The sequence below is a fragment of the Chlamydiales bacterium genome (assembly GCA_031292375.1).
Taxonomy (GTDB): Bacteria; Chlamydiota; Chlamydiia; order Chlamydiales; family VFKH01; genus JARLHF01.
This window is the reverse complement of record JARLHF010000049.1, coordinates 110,128-129,932: the sequence shown is the minus strand read 5'-3', so window position 1 is coordinate 129,932 and position 19,805 is coordinate 110,128. Positions and strand designations below refer to the sequence as shown.

At 38.1% G+C, this 19,805-nt stretch carries 11 protein-coding genes; 5 read left to right on the top strand and 6 right to left on the bottom strand.

Annotation, left to right across the window (positions count from 1 at the left end; genetic code table 11):
* Position 1: 1 nt before the first annotated feature.
* The 4 genes from P4L16_06595 to P4L16_06580 all read left to right on the top strand — a co-directional run bounded on the left by P4L16_06595 (position 2) and on the right by P4L16_06580 (position 9,266).
* Positions 2-2,752: an Hsp70 family protein gene (locus P4L16_06595; protein ID MDR3624789.1), complete on the top strand. Its 2,751-nt coding sequence runs from the start codon at positions 2-4 to the stop codon at positions 2,750-2,752.
* The gene (locus P4L16_06590) at positions 2,753-6,388 is read left to right on the top strand and encodes a DEAD/DEAH box helicase (GenBank protein ID MDR3624788.1); all 3,636 of its coding nucleotides are present in this window, start codon (positions 2,753-2,755) and stop codon (positions 6,386-6,388) included.
* A gap of 94 nt (positions 6,389-6,482) precedes the next feature.
* Positions 6,483-7,571, top strand: a complete 1,089-nt coding sequence (locus P4L16_06585; GenBank protein ID MDR3624787.1) for a hypothetical protein — start codon at positions 6,483-6,485, stop codon at positions 7,569-7,571.
* 162 nt (positions 7,572-7,733) lie between these two features.
* Positions 7,734-9,266, top strand: a complete 1,533-nt coding sequence (locus P4L16_06580; GenBank protein ID MDR3624786.1) for a hypothetical protein — start codon at positions 7,734-7,736, stop codon at positions 9,264-9,266.
* On the opposite strand, the gene der is transcribed toward P4L16_06580, so the two are convergent.
* Positions 9,263-10,705, bottom strand: a complete 1,443-nt coding sequence (der, locus tag P4L16_06575; GenBank protein MDR3624785.1) for a ribosome biogenesis GTPase Der — start codon at positions 10,703-10,705, stop codon at positions 9,263-9,265. The two genes, P4L16_06580 and der, sit on opposite strands and share 4 nt — an antisense overlap.
* A 126-nt stretch (positions 10,706-10,831) precedes the next feature.
* Between der and P4L16_06570 the strand changes: the two genes are divergently transcribed.
* The gene (locus P4L16_06570; protein MDR3624784.1) at positions 10,832-12,679 is read left to right on the top strand and encodes a SulP family inorganic anion transporter; all 1,848 of its coding nucleotides are present in this window, start codon (positions 10,832-10,834) and stop codon (positions 12,677-12,679) included.
* On the opposite strand, the gene yidD is transcribed toward P4L16_06570, so the two are convergent.
* From yidD to P4L16_06545, 5 genes are all read right to left on the bottom strand, one after another.
* Positions 12,589-13,002: a membrane protein insertion efficiency factor YidD gene (gene yidD, locus P4L16_06565; GenBank protein MDR3624783.1), complete on the bottom strand. Its 414-nt coding sequence runs from the start codon at positions 13,000-13,002 to the stop codon at positions 12,589-12,591. The two genes, P4L16_06570 and yidD, sit on opposite strands and share 91 nt — an antisense overlap.
* A 3-nt stretch (positions 13,003-13,005) precedes the next feature.
* Positions 13,006-13,947, bottom strand: a complete 942-nt coding sequence (locus P4L16_06560) for a hypothetical protein (protein MDR3624782.1) — start codon at positions 13,945-13,947, stop codon at positions 13,006-13,008.
* A gap of 7 nt (positions 13,948-13,954) precedes the next feature.
* Positions 13,955-16,375, bottom strand: coding sequence for a secretin N-terminal domain-containing protein (locus P4L16_06555; protein MDR3624781.1), 2,421 nt, complete (start codon positions 16,373-16,375; stop codon positions 13,955-13,957).
* A 93-nt stretch (positions 16,376-16,468) separates the two neighbouring features.
* Positions 16,469-18,184, bottom strand: coding sequence for a hypothetical protein (locus P4L16_06550; protein MDR3624780.1), 1,716 nt, complete (start codon positions 18,182-18,184; stop codon positions 16,469-16,471).
* A 13-nt stretch (positions 18,185-18,197) separates the two neighbouring features.
* Positions 18,198-19,805 carry a protein kinase gene (locus P4L16_06545; protein MDR3624779.1) on the bottom strand — a complete coding sequence of 536 codons (1,608 nt, stop codon included), beginning with the start codon at positions 19,803-19,805 and terminating at the stop codon, positions 18,198-18,200.

Genomic DNA, 19,805 nt, shown 5'->3' with positions numbered 1-19,805 from the left:
TATGCGTATACATTCTCGCTATATCATAGGTATTGATCTTGGAACAACAAACTGTTCTGTTGCCTATGTGGATACGAAAAATGAGCATTTTTCCGGAAAACATATACGCACTTTTTTAATACCGCAATTAACAATGCCAGGGCTCATTGAGTCAAAAGAGCTCCTGCCTTCATTTTGTTACCTTGCAGGAGATCAAGAATTTCCAAAAGGCTCTTTAGAGCTTCCTTGGGGAGTTGAAAAAAGAAATGTTGTTGGATATTTTGCCAAGGATGAAGGGGTGAAAACCCCTACTAAGCTCGTGCAGTCGGCAAAAAGCTGGCTTTGTAATGCATCGGCTTACCGAAGAGAAAAAATTCTTCCTCCCGAGTGTTTTGATGTAACTAGACGCTTGAGCCCAGTAGAAGCAAGTGCTTTGTATCTGCGTCATATTATTGAGAGTTGGAATGCATCAATTGCAAAAGGAGATCTGGCAGCTGAGTTTGAAGAGCAAGATATTATATTGACAGTGCCTGCCTCTTTTGATGAAGTTGCAAGGGTACTTACAATAGAAGCTGCAAAAATGGCAGGGCTCTCTAAGGTTACACTTTTAGAGGAGCCACAAGCTGCATTTTATAGCTGGATTTGCGCTAATGAAAAAAGTGCAATCACCAAATTTCAAGAAAATGACGTTGTACTTGTTGTCGATATTGGCGGTGGAACTACAGATTTTAGCTTGATTGAAGTGAGTGTATCTTCTGGTAACTTGGGCTTTCAACGTATGGCTGTTGGTAATCATCTCTTACTTGGAGGTGATAATATGGATTTTGCTCTTGCTCATTATCTTGAAGGAAAAATTAATGGAAAATTGGATATAGAGCAACAGCTTCAGCTTACATTGCTTGCAAGAAATGCAAAAGAGGAATTTTTCTCTTTGCAAGCAAGGGAAAAAATCTCTCTGTTTTTTCAAGGAAAAGGCTCTAAAGTAATTTCTGGCAGTGTAGGCTTGGATGTAAAAAAAGAAGAGGTCATAGACTTTCTAAAAGAGGGTTTTTTTAAGGAAGAACCTTTTGAAGAGGCTTTGAAGTTAAAGAAAAAATCGGGTATTCGTCCTTTGAGCCTTGATTTTGAAGCAGAACCCTCCATTCTAAAGCATTTAGCAGAATTTCTTCATATAAATAAAAAAGTTCCAACGCATGTGCTTTTCAATGGAGGAAGCACAAAGCCAGAGCTTTTTAGGAATGCTGTTTTAAGATCTATTTCTCAATGGTTCAATGTAGCGGTTCCAGAAGAGCTTGTAAGTACAAGCTTGGATCTTGCTGTTGCAAGGGGATCTGCCTATTTTGGTCGGGTACAAAGAGGTCTTGGTATAAAAATTAAGGCAGGTCTTGCAAGGTCTTATTATTTAGAAATTGAGTGCAAAGATACATATGAAAATAAAGAAAAAAAGGCTTTAGCATTGCTTGTAAAAGGAGAAGAAGATGGTTTTATTTATGAATCAAAGCATGAGTTTATTGCAAAAGCAGGCTCTCCTATTAGTTTTCAGCTGATGAGTTCTAATGTGCGACTGCAAGATGTGTCGGGAGATGTTTTAACAATTGTTCCTGGAGATATGCTTTTTTTGCCACCTATCCAAACAGTACTTCGCTATGGAAAAAGTGTTGGGCCCATTCAAGTGCATTTGTGTGCAGAGCTTACTCCAATTGGTATCGTACAGCTTTGGTTACAATCAGTGCAATCTGAGCATAAATGGCTTTTAGAATTTCAGATAAAAAGTCATGAGGGAAAAGAGAATGCAATAGATTCTCTTGAGAAAAAAAGAATGGACGAAACGCATGAAGTAGAACATTTACAAAAGGCTGCTTGGCTTCTTAAAGAGCAATTTTGTAGAGATCCTAAAAATATTGTAGTTGAATTAGAAAGTGTTCTTGGAACCCCTAAGCAACTTTGGCCTCCAAGTGTTTTAAGAGGTTTATTTGATGCTCTTTTGGAGCTAAAAACAGATTTTTTTGCTTCCATACATAGAGAAGTTCGTGCATGGAATCTGCTTGGGTTTTTTTTGCGTCCAGGTCTTGGATATCCTTTAGATGATTTTCGTATAAAAGAGCTTTGGAAGCTTATTTTAGCAGAATATAAAAAGCAAAAGCCTGTTGATGTTGTTATACAAAGATGGATTTGTTATAGAAGAATTGCAGGAGGCCTTAACAAAGGGCAGCAGTTGCAGCTTGCAAGTGAAGTTTTGCCTGCCTTATTTTTACAGCTTGAACAAAAAAGTGCTTCTAAAAATAAAATGAACCCTTACGAATATGCAGAGAGTCTTCGTTTAATAGCTTCCTTGGAATGCATTAACTTGGATCAAAAAGTACGACTTGGTAATTTGCTAGTCAAACGTGTTGTAGAGGGTAAAGCTTTAGATGTAGATTTATGGGCTATTGGAAGGCTTGGCACAAGAGCGCATCTTACCTCATCTTTTATTCATGCAATACCAAGCAAAATTGTTGCTAGTTGGTTGGAAACTATTTTGGACGTAAAGACAATGGATTTTTCAGCTAAAGTAGATCTCATTGAAAAACTGGCAAGAAAGGTAGAGAGAAAAGAGTTGAATATGCCAGAAGAGCTTATCTCCTCCATTCTTGTGCAAATAGCCCATCATCCTTGCTATGAGAGGTTGTACCATCTTTTAAAAGAAGTGCAAAGTTTAGAGCTTGTAGAGCAAGAAGAACTTTTTGGTGATCAATTGCCCCCTGGTTTAACACTTGTTTTAAATGGAAATTAGATGACATTAGTCGTAAAAGAGATGGAATTTTCAAGCCAGGGCGCCTATCAGCTGCTGGTATCGGACACATCTCTCCAGAAGGAATACTGGATAGTATTGCAATTTAATGATGAAGATATGCTTGTAGATGCAATTTGTGAATGCAGCGATCAAGAAGATGCTTGTGTACATATATTAGCTGCAAAAAAGCATGTTTATAATCGATCGTTTCATCCTCTTCATGTACGCTTTAGAAATTCACTATGGAATATTCTTTGTAAAAATGTGGCTCTTCGCATTGGCACTTCTTCTGACAATATAATACGAGTGAAGCCCTCAGCTTATGAATGCTTATCGCTTACAGGTAAACCGCTCTTTTCTATAAGTGCATTATTGCCAGAATCTAAAGATTGGCTAGAAAAGAATATACATGAGCGTGTCAAAGAGACGGAGAAGTCTTCCTTGAAGTTTTCGAGGATTTCTGATGAAGAGTTGTTGCTATGGAAGGAGGGAAGACCTGCCTTTAAACTTGCTTATGAGCTTTCTTTTTGGTGTGATCTTGCAAAGCATTTGTTTTTGCTTCAAGAGGGACATGCAAATTATGCTATTCAGTTTGTCTATTCTAAGCACGAAGTTCCAAAGGGCATAGAAGCTGCATTTGATGCGTTCTTGCTTTTTTTTTATGTTGCATTTACAGATTTAGAAACATGTATACCTGCGCTTTTAACAGTTTCGTCTCCTCTAAAGGTATGCGCAAGCTCTTATGAGAAAATCGATAAAATTTTATATGATCAAGAAAATGTTCGTTTAGTTATTGAAAGAGATTTAACAGACACGTATAGCGTGGAATTTGATAAAAAAGACGTGGTTAAAAGCATACCCATAGGAGAGTGGCAATACATTCCAAGACAGGGCTTTTTTATGGATGAAAAGGATCCTGTTTTTAGTAAAAATTATGTTGAAAGAGATGATATTGAAGATGTACTTAACAAGCATATAATTTTGATTGAAAAGCATTTACAAGGCTTTAATCTATACAAGGATGAGATAAGGCCTTCTTATTATATTTTTTTTGATGGTCTTGATGCACTGCATATTCAGGCTTATTTAAAAGAGACAGGAGATTTACAACGTGTAAATAGTCAGTTGTTTGGCTCTTGGATCTATTTAGAAGATGATGGATTTTATAAAGTTCAAGACAGGAAATATTTGAGTCTAATTATTCCTAAGAAATATGTGGGTGACTTTGTTAGCGAAAATAAAGTCTGGTTAGATTCAAAGGAAGGTTTCCAGACACATTTAACAAGTGTTAGGGCTAACTTAAATTATATCTTAGATGAGTCAGATGTACTTCGCTTTTTTTCTGAGCATGATTTGGAAAATGAAAAAGAAGAGATAAAAGATTTTGATAAATGGATTTATATAGAGAATAAAGGTTTTTATGCGAAGCATCAAGAAGGGCTCTGTTTTTTTATCCAAAATGGTATGAGCATTGCTTCAAAAGATATTTCATTTTTTATTCATGTGCATGAAGATGAATTAGAAATGGTTCCTGGTTTTTTTAGCTCGTCAAGTCCTATTCAAACAGTTCAATTAAAAATTACACTTGAGAAGAATTTATCTATAAAAATAACCCCTTCTTATCTGTTTGCAACAGGTTATAAGCTGTCTGATTTAAAATTTTTTGAGGATTTTGTTTTTGTAAGAGGTGAGGGATTTTCAAGGACTTCTCTTTCTATTCGACTGCCCTTTGCTTATCAGCAAGAAAAGATCATCCCTAAAAATGAAAGGGATTTTTTTCTGTCTACCGAGCTAGAGGGGCTTATGCCTTATATAGCGTTTTTGGATCCGAGATTACAAAAACCAAAAGAGCTTAAGTTAGAATTACATGAATTTAGAAAGCAAGATGAAGGGGAATTCCTTATTCATTTTGTATATAAGACAGAGCGTGGTGCTGTACACTGTAATGACATTTGGAAGGCTTTAAAAAGAAATGAGCGTTTTCTTTTTACAGATGTTGGGCTTATTGACCTGCAAGATATGCGCTTTGAGTGGCTTTTACAATTTGAGAAGTATCAAATTCAAGAGGCTTGTGATCTGCTATGTTTAAGTGCTTTCCATGTGCTCAAATTGCAACTTTTTGAAGAAGTTAGAGAGCTTTTTGAAGAGAAAAGTCAGCATATATTATGGCAAGAGATTTTGCATTTTCAAAGTAGTGTGCCACTCGATATTTCTTCGCTTAAAAGCACGTTGAGAGCTTATCAAGAGATGGGTGTTAAGTGGCTTTGGTTTTTGTATACGCAAAAGTTGTCAGGTCTTTTATGCGATGATATGGGTCTTGGAAAGACGCATCAGGCTATGGCCTTAATCGCTGCTATTAGCTCACATACAGGTAATAGAGCAAAATTTTTGGTTGCATGTCCAACATCCGTAATTTTTCACTGGCAAGAGAAGTTAAAGATGTTCTTGCCGCATTTGCGTATTTTTACGTTGTATGGGCAAAATAGGGATATAAGCCTATTTGAAAAGGATTATGATTTACTACTTACTTCTTATGGCATCTTGAGGGTTGAGCTTAAACAGCTTGTAAAAATATCTTTTGAGTTAACTGTATTTGATGAGGTGCAAATTGCAAAAAACCATCAAAGCTTAACTCACAAAGCTCTTCTTGCGCTAAAGGCCAAGATGAAGCTAGGGCTTACTGGAACACCTATTGAAAATCGCTTGAGGGAGCTAAAGTCTTTGTTTGATTTAGTCATGCCCTCTTACATGCCAAGTGAAGATCTTTTCCGAGAACTCTTTGTTATTCCTATTGAAAAATTGCATGAAACAAAGCCAAGAGAACAATTGAATCGCTTTGTTAAGCCCTTTGTGCTTAGAAGAAAAAAGACTGATGTGCTTCTTGAGCTTCCAGAAAAAACAGAAGAAGAGGCCTTTGCAGAGCTTTTGGAGGATCAAGAAAGGCTTTATGAGCAGATGCTCATTCAAGCAAAACAGACACTCTCTTCTGAATTGGAAAATGATGCAAAACCAATACCTTATCTTTCTCTTTTTGCACTCCTTGGAAAGCTTAAACAAATTTGCGATCATCCAGCAGTGTTTCTTAAGGATCCATCTCGCTATAAAGAGTTTGAGTCGGGTAAATGGAATTTATTTGTAGAGCTATTACAAGAAGCTTTGGATAGTGAACAGAAAGTTGTTGTATTTTCGCATTATCTTGGCATGTTAGATATTATGCAGACCTATTTTAATGAGGTAGGGATTAGTTTTGCATCGATTCGAGGGAGCACTAGAAATAGGGAGGAGGAACTTAGGCGTTTTCATGAGGATCCAAAGTGTATGGTATTTTTGGGATCCCTTCAAGCAGTAGGTCTTGGAGTAGAGCTTACTGCTGCAAGTGTTGTAATTCACTATGATCGCTGGTGGAATGCCGCAAGAGAAAACCAAGCAACGGACCGGGTCTATCGCATGGGTCAAAAACGAGGTGTTCAAGTTTTTAAACTTATAACAAAAGGCACAATTGAAGAGCATATTGCAATGCTTATTCAAAAGAAGGCAGGCCTTATGGAAGATGTAATTGGTACGGATGATGAGGCTCTTTTAAAACAACTTACAAGAGAAGAGTGGCTCTCTTTGTTTTCAATTACTCAGTCTTAGATCTTTACATATTTTTTAAAATTTACGCATTCTTAAATATTAAATTGTGTTACGCTCTATGGGTTATAACAATATTTAAATTTTAAGGATGTTCATGAAAAGCATCGATAATTTATCCACTCAAAATAGTACACAAACATCTTTAGTAATCATAGGACCTGTAGAGAAGATTGTGAATAGAAGCCCTTTTACTGCATTTGTTTATTCTATTGTAGAGGGTCTTAGATCCATTATTACACAAATCGTAGATCGCATCTTAAGTGGGTTTTTAAAGATTTTTAGTTTGTTTTCAAAGAAGAAGATCGAACAGAGTGTAACACCAATTAAGCATATTGATCCTTCAATACTATCTAGTCCAGGAACTCAACCAGATACAATTCATGAAGAAAATAAACAAGTTGTAAGTTCATTAATAGAAGGCATTTTACAAGAGTTTTTTGTAGGTAGACCTTCTCTAGTTTCATCTTCTGAACAACTACAAGATGGGGTAATGACAGATTCTTTAAATACCTCTATGACGGATTCAAACTTGTTGTCATTGAGTAGCATTTTAGAAGTTTCTTTCCCCCAGGATCCTCCTTCATTGACAGAGTCAATGGAAATGGCCCCAGCATTTGTAGACTTTTTTCAATTACGCAGGGAGTTAGATGAAGAACTAAATAAATTAATGCTTATAAATGAAGGATTGTTAGAACAAAAACCTGATGGCATGATGTTCAGAATATGGATAGAAAAGCAAATTAGAGGATATGTAAATACAGTTCATAGGGATTATTTACCCAACCTGATTAAATCTGAAAGAAAGCTGGAACAACAACAATCAATAGTAGTGACTCGTCAACTTTTAGAATTTGTAACACATGTTTTACAAAAGGGGCCTGAAATTTCTAAACAACAATTAGAAGAGAAAATTAGGGAAATACGTGCTGTATGGGATCCTTATTCGGAGCAGATGAATAAATTAGTGTCTGACGAAGAGATTGTTGCAAGGTTAAGGGAAGAAGAAGCTTTTAGAGTTAAAGAACTGGAGAAAAAAAGAGCTTCTGAAGCCCTAGGGAAAATGAGAAGGGAGGCTTGGAAGATTGCTAATGCACCAAGTGTTGGGCAATTGCCTTTATGGTATCCTAATGATTTTCATTTGGAAGAAGAATTCTTAAAATTGAGCAATTTAAACGCAACGTGAGTTAATAAGAGTAGCCTTATTTTGAATTTGTTTGTGTGTATAAAGTGACCTTGTCCACAAAATAGGAATGTGTCGAAAAAATCAGGGGGAAGGTTTATGTATTCTTAATACTAGTAGTTTACGCTTTCTTGTAATTATTAATTTAAAAAAAGATGGTTACTTATGGTAACTTCGGTTAGAAATAGTACTATTGTACCTTTAAAATCTTCATTGCCAGAATCAACGGTACAAGACTCTTCAAATGAGAAGAGCTGTACACGTTTCGTATCTTTTTTAAAGGAACTTTGGGCCGCTATCATGCGAATAGTTGCTTATATTTTTAAGAGCTCAGGGCCTGTGGTATCTGCACCGCTTCCGCCTATAAAGCTTACTACTAGTGCTGCTGCACCTGCAAAACCACTTGTACGTTTGGTTAGCGCATCGGTAGTTGTTACAGAGCCCACGGCATTGTCACCAGTTGCACGGCCGACTACCTCTAGTGTATCTCATGTTTCTCAAGTAATCCTGCCCCATTCCAGGCCTTCAGTGTCTCCTCCCAAACTTCTAGTACCTATATCTAAGCCTCCGGTACTTCCAGTATCGACTCAACCATTTCCTTTGCCTTTTGTTACTTCTAAACCTCCAGTACCTCCAGTGCTGTCAGTTCAGCCTTTTATTTTTCCTAAGCCTTTGCTGCTACCTGAACCGCCAGTTAATGTGGTTGATACGCGGTTTGAAGAGAGTAGGGTATTACTTAATAGAGAGTTAGAAGCTGCACTAGAGAAAGCTAATCAAAAAATAGACAACACACTTAATAGAGGTCAAAATTCAAGAACAGATGCATTGAGTACTGCTATTAAGTGCATTAATGATATGCAAACATGTAACTTAAAGAGAAAACTTCAAAATGAAGAGTTTGAAAAAACAGTAAGAACAGTAATTACTGGGTTAATAAATGCAGTAGAAGCATTGCAGAAAATGGAATCTACAACTCATATAGGGATAGTACAAGAAAAGTATGGTGAAGTATTAGATCAGAAACAAGCTTTTGATAGATTTATGATACAGGAGTCTGTGAAAAACAAGAGTGCTGCAGGCATAGCAACAACTTCAAGTGCGCCATCTATACCGATTGCTCCTGCTGTTATGGTAAATCCTGAAAAAAACAAGTGTACATTATTTTTCCCTGAAGTTAGCGAATATCCAGCAGCTGTAGACATGTTGCAAGCATTCTCTACTTCAACCGAAAAAGGTCGGTATCGACTAAGTTTGGATACGTTGTTGCCTGTAGGTGCTATTGAAGAGTTAAATGGCAAAACAGATGCTTTGGAAAAGAGAGTTTTGATGTTTTATATAGACTTTCGTGTAGAGACTGATGTGATGAAGGTTAAGATAAAGAAAGTGTTAGAAGGCAAAAAGGCCGATATGCTTATCTTTATACGCTCTCCTATTGCTGTTTCTAATGAAATGGCGATAGCAAGAGATGTAGAAAGAGATTTTCAAGGAGTTCCGTTTTTATTTATAATGGCTGATTCAAATATTAATGTTATGGTAAGAAGGTTTCGTCCTGATGATGAGGATAGGATGCGATCCTTTCTTAAATACAACCTTACAAATGCAGTATCTTCTAGTTTTGTAAACAGAGAAGATAGGACAATCTATGAAGGGGATTCAAAGCATCAATGGAGTGGAACTTTGTGGGAACCCAAGCCTTAAGACTCGTATTCAAGATCATGAATGGGTTCTTCATCATATTCAAATTCATCTCCAAGGTCTTCGGAGGTGTATTCAAACGTGGTTTCTCTTCGAGGATGTTCGTTGAGAGGCTCTCTTGTCTCTTTTCTTACTTTATTTTTTAGGTGAAAAACAATAGGATTCCCTTTGAAGTTAAAGGAGAGCCTAAATTGGTTGAGAAGAAACTTTTTGTAAGAGTCTAGCATCAAGTTTGCATAGTTAAGAAAGAGCACAAAGGTGGGGGGCTGTGTGTCAACTTGCACCATGTAATAGATACGAAGGCGCTTTCCTTGCAGCATAGGTGGATGGTTTTTTTGTAGAGTAAGTTCGATAAACTTATTAAGCTTGGGAGTATTAATGCGTTCTTTACCCGCTTCATAGACCTCTTTTGCTAAAGAGAGTAGCTTGAAGACATTCCTGCCTGTATTTGCAGAGCCAAAAACAGTTGGACAATGGCTTAAAAATGCAGCCTCTTGCTGAATACCTTGTAAACAGTGTTCCATGCGAAAGCCTTTGACAAGGTCCCACTTGTTAAAGAAAAGAACGCATCCTTTACCCTTCTCTTCTACCATTTTGGCTATGTGCTTTTCTTGTGCTGTCATGCCTTGCGTTGCATCGAGTAGAAACAGGCATACATCTGCCCTTTCGATAGCTCTTTCTGTTCGAATGAAGGCAAATTTGTCGACAACTTCATGTTCTTTTTGCTTTCTTCGAATGCCTGCAGTATCAATAAGGGTATATTCTGTGTCGTCATGAATAAGTTTTACATCGATGCTATCTCTTGTAGTTCCTGCAATAGGACTTACGATGCAGCGATGATTATCTCCTAAGAGAAAATTAACAAGGGTGGATTTACCCACGTTTGGGCGTCCAATAATAGCAATTTTTATGGAACTATCTTGTATTTCCTCAAAAGAATCTTTTGGAAACGTGGAAAAAGCTGCTTCTAACAGTTCAGCAATGTTTCGGCCTTGTGTTGCAGAAACGCCAATCATTTTTTTAATGCCTAGGGAATAAAATTCATGCATAGAGGATTCATGGCATGCATCATCCACTTTATTAATCGCAAGATAGAGAGGTTTCTGTGTGCGTAAAAGAATTTCGGCAACTTCTTTATCGAGTGCTGTGTTTCCTATTTGTGCATCTACAATCATGATTAAAACATCAGCTTCTTCAATGGCAATTTCAGCTTGTTGCTTTACTTCCTCGTTAAATTCCGCCTTGCTCTTTGCATCGATTCCACCTGTGTCAATGAGGGTAAAGGGCATGCCAAAAAAATCCGCTGATGTGTAGAGTCGATCTCTTGTAATTCCCTCTGCTTCGTCAACAATAGCAATCTTTTTTTTACATATGCGGTTAAACAGTGCGGATTTTCCCACATTAGGTCTGCCAACAAGCGCCACTTTTAGTAACCTAGTCATAAACTTCTCCAAATAGAAGGTATGAGTTTACTTCAATATAAGATAAAAATGAATGATTATTTTTTAAAATTATCTTGTTTGAAAGAATAGAAAGATATTATCATAGTGCGAAATGGATGCATAATAATGAAACATAGTCATGATGAGATATCTCTATCAGTTTTATGGAGAGGGTTTGGAAATTATAGGCTCGATATGCTTCGAGCAGATGTATTTGCAGCTCTTGGTGTTGCGCTCCTATCTGTTCCACTTTCTATGGCCTATGCGCTTGCAGCTGGCTTGCCCCCTATAGTAGGTGTTTTTGCTACAATTTTTGGTGCCATTTTTGCTGCAGCTTTTGGATCCTCTCGGCACTTGGTTGTGGGTCCTACAAATACAATAGCTATTCTAATTCAAGCAGGTATTGCAGAAATTCTTTATACCTATTATCGAGATGTAGGTCCTGTTGAGCGAAGTAATTTAGCTCTAAACATCATGATACAATTAACTCTTGTTGTTGGGATTTTACAACTTCTTGCTGGTGTTTTCAAATTGGGTAGGTTGACGCAATTTGTCAGCCGCTCTGTTGTTATTGGCTATGTTGTAGGAGCAGCTCTTGCCATCGTTGTAAGCCAGTTTTATTACTTTGTTGGCATGTCAACCCAAGAGCATCCATCTGGTATCTATGAAAAATTAGAATACCTTGTTTTGCATATTCAACAAGCGCATTTGCCAACGGTGCTTCTTGGCCTTGGTAGTATCATCTTTCTTTTATTAGGCTCTCGCCTAAGTAAACGTATACCTGTTGCTGTCATTATGCTAGCCATTGCAAGTTCTGCAGTCTTACTTGTCAACAGTATCGATAGCACTAATTCATTTGCCCATGTAGTTCTTGTAAAAGACTTTGGCGAGATCGACTCAATATTTCCAACGATTTCTATGCCTTTTTTTGATGCACGCATCATGAATACTCTTTTGCCAATAGCTTTTGCGATTGCTTTACTTGGAATATTAGAAGCTACAACTATTGCCAAAACTATTGCAGCACATACGGGTCAAGTACTTTCTATGAACCAAGAAATACTGGCTATGGGCGTAAGTAATATCTTAGTTTCTTGTTTGGGTTCGATGCCTTGTTCTGGAAGCTTTGCTAGAAGCTCTTTAAATTATAGTTTTGGTGCAAAAACACGCATTGCTGCAGTTCTTAGTGGTGTATTTGTTGGAGCAATTTTCTATGTTTTTCAGCCCATTGTTGCAAATATTCCTCTTTCTGCACTAGCTGCGATCTTACTTGTTTCTGCAGTGCGCATGATTAATGTGTCTGAACTTAAATTGTGTATTAAAGCAACAGCTTCTGATTGTGTTGTCTTAGTGGTAACTGTGCTTGCATGCGTACTTTTTAACCTGGAAATTGCATTTTATATGGGCGTGATCTTATCGATAGTCCTATATCTTAAAAAAGCATCGACACCGCGCTTTGTGGAATGCGCTGTAGATAAATCTGGAGAGCTTTCTGTCCTGATTGCAAGCGAGCCTTCTGTAAATAAAGAAATTCGTGTTTTACAAGTGGAAGGAGAACTCTTTTTTGCAGCAGCAGACCTTTTGCAAACAACTGTTAAATCGATTGCAGAAGATGCGCATGTTAAAGTAGTTGTTTTGCATATGACGAATGCATACCATGTGGATGCAACAGCTTGTGTTGTGTTGCAGCATTTATATGATTACTTGCACCGTACAGGAAGGCATCTTGTGGCAAGTGGAATATCTAGGCAAGTGTGGCAAGTATTTTGTGATTCTGGTCTTGCAAGCAAACTTGGTTCTGAAAATCTATTTTTTTATGAGGAAAAGCATCCTGCGCATGCAACGCAAAAAGCGATGTTATGGGCAGAGGCTTTGTCTCGTCTTCACGGAGAAGATGAGTCTTTGAACCAAGATCTTGTCCCCTCAACTGGATCCCATTTTAAAGTCGTTCCATCAAAGGGGACTTTGTCGTAGATCCAAGGATCACTATTTTCTCTTAGGAGCCTATCGCATCCAAGAGCAATTCCAGGAAAAAATCCATATGTTCTGATTGCGTCCATGGCATATTGAGAGCTGCTTGGTCTATAGTGGCTTCTTGGGCCATCTATTGGAGAGATGACGTTTTGATGAAAGCGAATGAGGGCTTCTCCAAGGGATGTAAGTGGGAAGTTGGGTTTACAGCATGGCTTTTTTGCGGGATGTACAAGAGAGGCATCCTTTCCCCAAGGCTCTATAAAGCAAGGATTTGCAAAAATAGATGTTTGTAGCAGTAATATTATTAGGAGATGTGTTTTCATTTTTTAAAAGATGTAGTTGAGCATGAGGACAGGATATAGGCCTGATTCATCAAGTGCTTTTTTTCCATATTCTTCATATTTATGTTCATTATACTCTGCAGCAGCTCTTCCACCACCATAGATACCGCCCATATACCATCCACCTTCTAAGCTGGCTGTAATGATGCCAGCTGCATTATAGCCTCGATGAAAAAATTGATAGGCGGCTGCAATGAAGAGAGCATTGACAATAATGGCTGTAATGGCTGTATTTTTTTGTCCAACATACCAGTAGCCTGCTCCTGGAAGAATAGCGTTGAGGGTCTCTGCAGCCCTTTTAGATTTGAGGTCTTTTGTGTAGCAGTTATAGAGATTGCAAAAATATGGGGGTGCTCCAGGAAGAGATCCTGCTTCTTTGAGATGGCCTGTTTCAACGGCTTCAGCAATTTTTAGTCTACATGCAGTTTGAGGATAGATTTTTTCTATCCAACACAGAATGGAAGCAGATTTTTCTGAATCACAGCTTTTTTTGCAGCTGTCATAGAGTATTACAAGAAGGTCATGTAGGGCTGGAAATGTTGCTGAAATATGAGACTTTAGACAGCTATTTTCAAAAGCTGTGAGTGCATCATCATATTTCTCTGCAAGGTAGTAGGAGAGTACGATATCATATTCAAGTTCCAATTTTCTATACAGATTATCTTGTGGTAGCAAGATGAGAGCTCTTTTAAAGCCTGTAATTGCTCGGTAGAAATCACGCTCTTCTGCAAAGACCAAGGCGATCTTCATTTCTTTTGCAAAGTCTGTGCTCTGTTCTTGTGCAGAGAGGGGGCAGAAAGGAGCGGGGGTATGCTTTAAACAGCTTGCAGGTGGCGTATAAGAAACGTGTGGGTAGAAGGGCACCTTTGGAATTGTACAAGAGGATATAAAGGCAATTGCAAGAACGATTAAAATACTTTTGCGCACTTCAAGATTATCTTTGTTGCATGGGTGGGCAGTACATCATGGGTCCCTCTGGAGGGCATGGCAAGAAAGAGCTGTTGCCAAATGCTTCATTATAGTAACGACAGCACTGTCCTTCAGGGAAGCAGCTATCTGGCATTGAGTTTTCATAGAAATCTACACCTTCTGCATCTGTCAAGCGAGCAATTTGGCAAGGGGTGTCAATGATGCGAGGATTCAAGAAGATGATGATGTTGTCTTTGACACAGGATTGAGCTTGCTGGCTGAAGGCAGATCCAATAACAGGCAAACAGCCAAGACAAGGAATACCTGAGCGGACATAGGTCTTAGTATTTTGAATCATACCACTAAGAACGATGAAGTAGCCACTTGGGACATGAACACGTGTTGTTGTAAGGATTTTGTTAGTTGTAGGTACAGGGAATCCTGAAATGAATAAATTGCTAGTTGGGTCAATCTCGTTGATCTCTTGGTGGATTTCAAGTGTTACCATGTTGCTAAGACCTAAAAGCGGGGTTACTTGCAAAAGAACGCCTGTATCTCGGTAGTCTACGGTAAAACCTGTGCTGTTATTAGCTGCTTGAATTTGTACGTTGGTTGTTGTGAATGGAGAGTTTGTTCCAACAAACACTTGTGCTTTTCTGTTATCTTCTACAATGATTTTTGGATTCAAGATAATTTTAGTGTCACTTTCAAGCTGTAATGCGGTGACAAGTGCACCAAGAGTGCCAAAAACGTTACCATTATGCGTAATGAAGTTACCGATAGAGCCTAAATTAAATCCGCCTATCATAGGGATAGTAGGAACTGCAGCTGTTCCTATCGTTGGAGGTACTTGGAAGGCATTGGAAAAGCCGCTCGGAGTTGTTGCTGGATTAAAATCACCTATTCCAATAGAAAAGCCTTTCTTAGTTTGCACAATAGCGCCTAGTTGTACGCCAAAGTTTAAAGAATTTTGTAAACTTGTACGGATCACAAGGACTTCGACATAAACTTGCCGAGAGGGTACATCGATTTCACGAATGACATCTCTAATTTTTTGTAAAGAGAGTTCAGTACCTACAAAAATTAATGAGTTAGTCTCTGAGAGCCAAGTGACATCGTTGATTGTATTTGCAAGATCTGAATTGGTTTGGTCATCTTCTCGCATAGATTGGCCAATTGTATTCAGGGCATCTTGAATCTTTTCTCCATTTTGATATTGTAACTTGTAGAGAAAGAAATTTTTCCTTTGAATATCGTCTGGGGGTAGATCTGATACAATACTTTCAGGGGAGGCTCCTGGCTGGTCTAGTATGGTAAGTACCTCTATGGTCCTCTTGTTAAAGCCCGGGGTAGATGTGACGAAAATAGCATTTGTAGAGGGCTGTAGAACTAAATGAAAAGGTATGCCCTCTGCAGATGCTATAGGAGATAAGATTCTTTCTGCAAGAGAGACAAGGGAGGATGCTGGCATATTTATAGCGTTATATGTAGCAACAGACACAGAAGTATTGGGCATGTCTAGACCCGTGCCTGGTTGATCAAGAGATTGTAATATGCTAAGAGCTCTGTGCGTCATGTCATTGCTGCCCACAACAAAGATTGTATTTGTAGAGGGCTGCTGTACGAGTGTGATAGTGGTATTTTCAGAGAGCGCTATGGGTGTTAAAATTTTCTCAGCAATACTTAAAAGCCCTGCAGAAGAGCCGCTTTGAGGAAAGTAGGTAACAACATCCATAGATGTGTTGGGAGTGTCTAGGCTTTTTAAAAGCTGTAGCACTTTTTCCACATTAGCTGAAAGATCTGTGATGATTAGGTGTCTTGTTTCAGGAGACACTTCTACAACTGCCTGAGAAGAGAGCATGGGAAGAATAATCGCTTTGATTTTTTCTGGAGATACATAAGTTGTTCGAATCACCCTTGTGATCATGGGAGAAGAGGATGTTTCTCCCTGGTCAGAGACGACAGTTGCAAGTTTTGCAACATCGGCATTTTTGTAAATTAATAGGTTGTTACCCTGCTCAAGAAGGGATAAGCCATGGATGCGCAAAATTTGTATGAGGGCTGCCATGATGTCATCAACACTTGTAGGCTCTTCTGAAACAATGGTTACAGTAAACTGTAGGTCACTATCTTGAAATAAAAAATTTGTGTTAGAAATCCTGCTGATAAAGCGAATGTATTCGATAATGCCGACGTTAGTAAAATTAATAACGTAACCTTTAGCATTTGGGCCATTAGCATTTGGGCCATTAGCATTTGGGCCATTACTTGTGCTGGTAACGGAAGCTTGAGTGACTTCAACAGGTTTTGCATTCACATCTGTCGAGCTATCGTATGGCGTAAAGGTCTTAGCTGCAGGATTTTGGGCTGCTTGTCCAAAAAGGCTGGTGAGAGTTAGCATTGTAATGCCAAAATAAGTAGATACGAAAGTCTTGTTTAGGCGCATGAAGTTTGTTACCAGCAAATCAAAATTTGTGAAACTTCCTTTTTGGCAAGTATTCTATTAAAAGTCCAGGCTTTTTTTAACAGAGCAATTCCCTCAGTAGCCAATGTGATAATGACACCCCTGTTTAAATTTTATAACAGACCAGTCTTGAACCATTGGACAGCCATACATGTCGCAGTCATGAGTAACAGTAAGTGGTGGTAATGCTGTAAGGAGTGGACAATTAATAATGTGTACCATTGATATATCACTGGGGTTTATGATCGATAAATCAGTAAGTTTAAAGCAGTTTCGTATATCTAGGTGTCCTGAAATGGTAAGCTTGGATAGCTCTGTAATAACTGGGCACTCATGGATGAATAAGTCTTTTATATAGGGGTTATCAGGAAGTAATACGCTAGTAAGTAGTTGGCAGCGCTCGATATAAATCGATTTTAAATGCTTACCAATAAAAGGAAATGCTACCCATTGATTACATTCTTTAATAGAGAGGTTTTCTACATGTTGAAGCTCTAGTTTGTCTTCCTGAGGCTTTGTTGAACATCCAATTAATAAAAGATCTTTTAAATGAGGAAAGCGTGTGTTAATTAGATCGATGGATTCTTTATCAAGTTGTAAATAGCCTATAAGTGAAATAGAGGTGGCACCTGTTGGGATTGTATTTAAAAAAGCTGTTAATTCAACTTGTCTATTTTGCATTTCTTCATGAATTTTTTGACGCAAATACACTTGGGACGTTTCCATTATGTCCTTATTGTTTGACACGCAGTAAGCAAAGTTTAAGAGAATCTCATCTTCTTTTGTAAGACTGTCTGTTAAGATATGGTCAACAAAATCTTTAATTGATTGTGAATTATTTGAAAAACTATGGACTGCTCTTTTAATATCCCATGTAGTGTCGTGCATGTTCTTTTCATCAATAAATTCAAAGAAAATTATCTTAACGGAAAGTGGTTGTCTATTTAGCCATTTATCCAAGTTTGCTGTATCTGTATTAAAGAGATGTTGTGTTATCTCTTCTTGGTCAGCAAGAAATTTCCCATGTTTTGCTTGGATGCACTTAACTTGTTCTTCTGGTGAAAGAGCAAGTTCTTCTTCTGTTAGCTCTGGATGGAAAATAAAAAAGGCTCTAAATACCTTGAGAATTGGTTCTATGTGTTTTCCTTTAATATTGTAACGGTTGAGAAGTTCGGCTACATGCATAGCTGTTGTTATGTTTGAACAAACAGGAAAGCGTTCTGTTTCTAAGGCTTTAAAGAATTGTCTAAAATCTTCTTCTGAATAAAATTCTTCTTGCTCTTCTGGGCCCCTTGTAGAATCTAGGTGGAGTGTTTGCGATGTATTTTTTGTACTAAGTTCTAAAAACTCAGGAAAGTATTCTTCCACTACGATTTCGTTAAATTCGCACTCAACAATTTCTTTTTTTCCTGTTTCGGTATTTAGTTTATTAAAAGTAACTTTTACTTGTTTAGGCATTAAAGCCTTTTCTAATGCCTGTAAAACTTGTGGGTCTTGTAAAGCGTCGGTGTTAATATGTTCGTCAGTTTCCAAACGCTGCGCTGCAATTGCATTGATCATTTCTAGATTACGAATAGTTAGAGAAGAGCTTTCTGGAGAGGTGTAAGAATAACTAGCTCCTTGTCCTTCTAGGGAAATTGTTTGGATGGTTTCATTGATAGTAGAAATGAATTTATGTAAAGCTTCAGAAGACCAGCGTTTTTCATAAACAAGTCCTGCCTCCAAGTCTATTAAGTGGCGGTTCCAATAATCTTGAGTTTGTTCTTGTCTAAAGATTTCTCCAAAACTCATGATATATTCCTTTTTATAGTTTACGAGATAGGCTGATAAGGGTAAGGGGAACCTCATCAATGGATTTTTTAGAGGCGGGGGTCATTTTGCGAAGAATTGCTTCTACTTGTTTTTGAGGAGATAGATAAAGAGTATCCATGAGGGCTTGTTGAAAGTCTTCTTCGTTGAGACCTGCTTGTGCGCTTTTATTAGAAAGAGCTTTGAAGGTGTGAAGAAGCAAGCGATCACCCACATTCCAATTACTGTTTACTTCCACAAATGTAGCATCTTGTGTGATTCCAAGAGCAATATTGTCTGTGCCAAGACGCCTTGCTTTGTTTAGACCAGATGGTAAGTGCCAAAGAGCACCAAACCCGCATGAAATAAAGCGCAGTTGATGCTTGGCTGGTTTAAGAATGAGAATGCTCATTACAAAGAGATGATCTGTAAATTGTTGTACCAGCATGCTGTTTAGACGCTCAATAAGTTTTGCAGGTTCAGAGAGTAGATGTTTTAATGACAAGACCATTCCTTTTAGAAGAGCTGTATATAAGAGGGCAGATGCACCCTTTGAGGAGGGCTCTGCAAGTAAAACAGCTAAATTACCCTCTTCAAGTTCTATAAAATCGTAGTACACCGGAAGAAGAGAGAGTGTATTACTATTTACAAGGCCAATATCGACTTTTGACCAGCTGGGAGGAGCTGGAGGAAGAAAGAGGGATTGCGCCGCTTTTAACTCTTCAAAAAGCTCACTTGTGTAATCACTTTTTCCAACATCTTTTTCAAAAGATTCAGACTCCATATAGTTAGAAAGGTCTGTGATGAAGTCGACAATATCTTGATAGCGAGCCTCCGGATTTGGTTGTAGAGCTTTGCTTAATATTTTTTGGATGTTAATGGGTAATAGAGAGAGGTGAATGACGCCGTGGCTTAATTTGCCAAGAACAAGTTCATAAGTAATAATTCCAAGAGAATAAATATCGGAGGAATAAGACACTTTTGAGGGGTCTAGTTTTTGCTCTGGACTCATATAAATAGGTGTGCCCATCATGCGTTTTTTTTCAGAATGTTCTTGATGGTTGACATCTTCATGGAGTTGTGCAATGCCAAAATCAATGACTTTTACTCCTCCAGATTCTGTAAGAAGTATATTTTCTGGCTTTAAGTCTCTGTGGATGACACCATGAGCATGAAGATGGAAAAGGGCATAGCCGATTTGCAAGACGATTTCAAGAGAGCGTTTTAGAGTAAGAGAATTTTGTAGGATCATTTGCCTAAGAGATATGCCTTGGATAAATTCCATGGCGATGTACAGACCACCTTCCCACTTACCTTGACCATAGAGTTTTACAATATTTGGATGGTTGGTCATTTCGATAATTTCAGATTCTTGCAAAAACCTGCTGACAAGTTCTGGATGTGAGAGGTATTGAGAGGGTAGTACCTTGATGGTGAGTGGTTCATGGGTGTCAGGATTGATGCCAAGGTATAAGACGCTCATACCACCTTTATTTAATAAACTTTCTACCTGGTAGGGGCCAATTTTTTCAGGTATAGAGGATGAAGAGGACTCCTCTTTTTTACTATTTTTGGTAAGGCCCTCAACGATTGTATCTTGTTTAAAAAAATCAGGTGTTGTCAT

What these genes read in the sequence shown, in the direction of transcription:
- P4L16_06595 (MDR3624789.1), top strand. Translation starts at nt 2, where the DNA reads ATGCGTATACATTCTCGCTATATCATAGGTATTGATCTTGGAACAACA.
- P4L16_06590 (MDR3624788.1), top strand. Translation starts at nt 2,753, where the DNA reads ATGACATTAGTCGTAAAAGAGATGGAATTTTCAAGCCAGGGCGCCTAT.
- P4L16_06585 (MDR3624787.1), top strand. Translation starts at nt 6,483, where the DNA reads ATGAAAAGCATCGATAATTTATCCACTCAAAATAGTACACAAACATCT.
- P4L16_06580 (MDR3624786.1), top strand. Translation starts at nt 7,734, where the DNA reads ATGGTAACTTCGGTTAGAAATAGTACTATTGTACCTTTAAAATCTTCA.
- der (MDR3624785.1), bottom strand. Translation starts at nt 10,705, where the DNA reads ATGACTAGGTTACTAAAAGTGGCGCTTGTTGGCAGACCTAATGTGGGA.
- P4L16_06570 (MDR3624784.1), top strand. Translation starts at nt 10,832, where the DNA reads ATGAAACATAGTCATGATGAGATATCTCTATCAGTTTTATGGAGAGGG.
- yidD (MDR3624783.1), bottom strand. Translation starts at nt 13,002, where the DNA reads ATGAAAACACATCTCCTAATAATATTACTGCTACAAACATCTATTTTT.
- P4L16_06555 (MDR3624781.1), bottom strand. Translation starts at nt 16,375, where the DNA reads ATGCGCCTAAACAAGACTTTCGTATCTACTTATTTTGGCATTACAATG.
- P4L16_06550 (MDR3624780.1), bottom strand. Translation starts at nt 18,184, where the DNA reads ATGAGTTTTGGAGAAATCTTTAGACAAGAACAAACTCAAGATTATTGG.
- P4L16_06545 (MDR3624779.1), bottom strand. Translation starts at nt 19,805, where the DNA reads ATGACAACACCTGATTTTTTTAAACAAGATACAATCGTTGAGGGCCTT.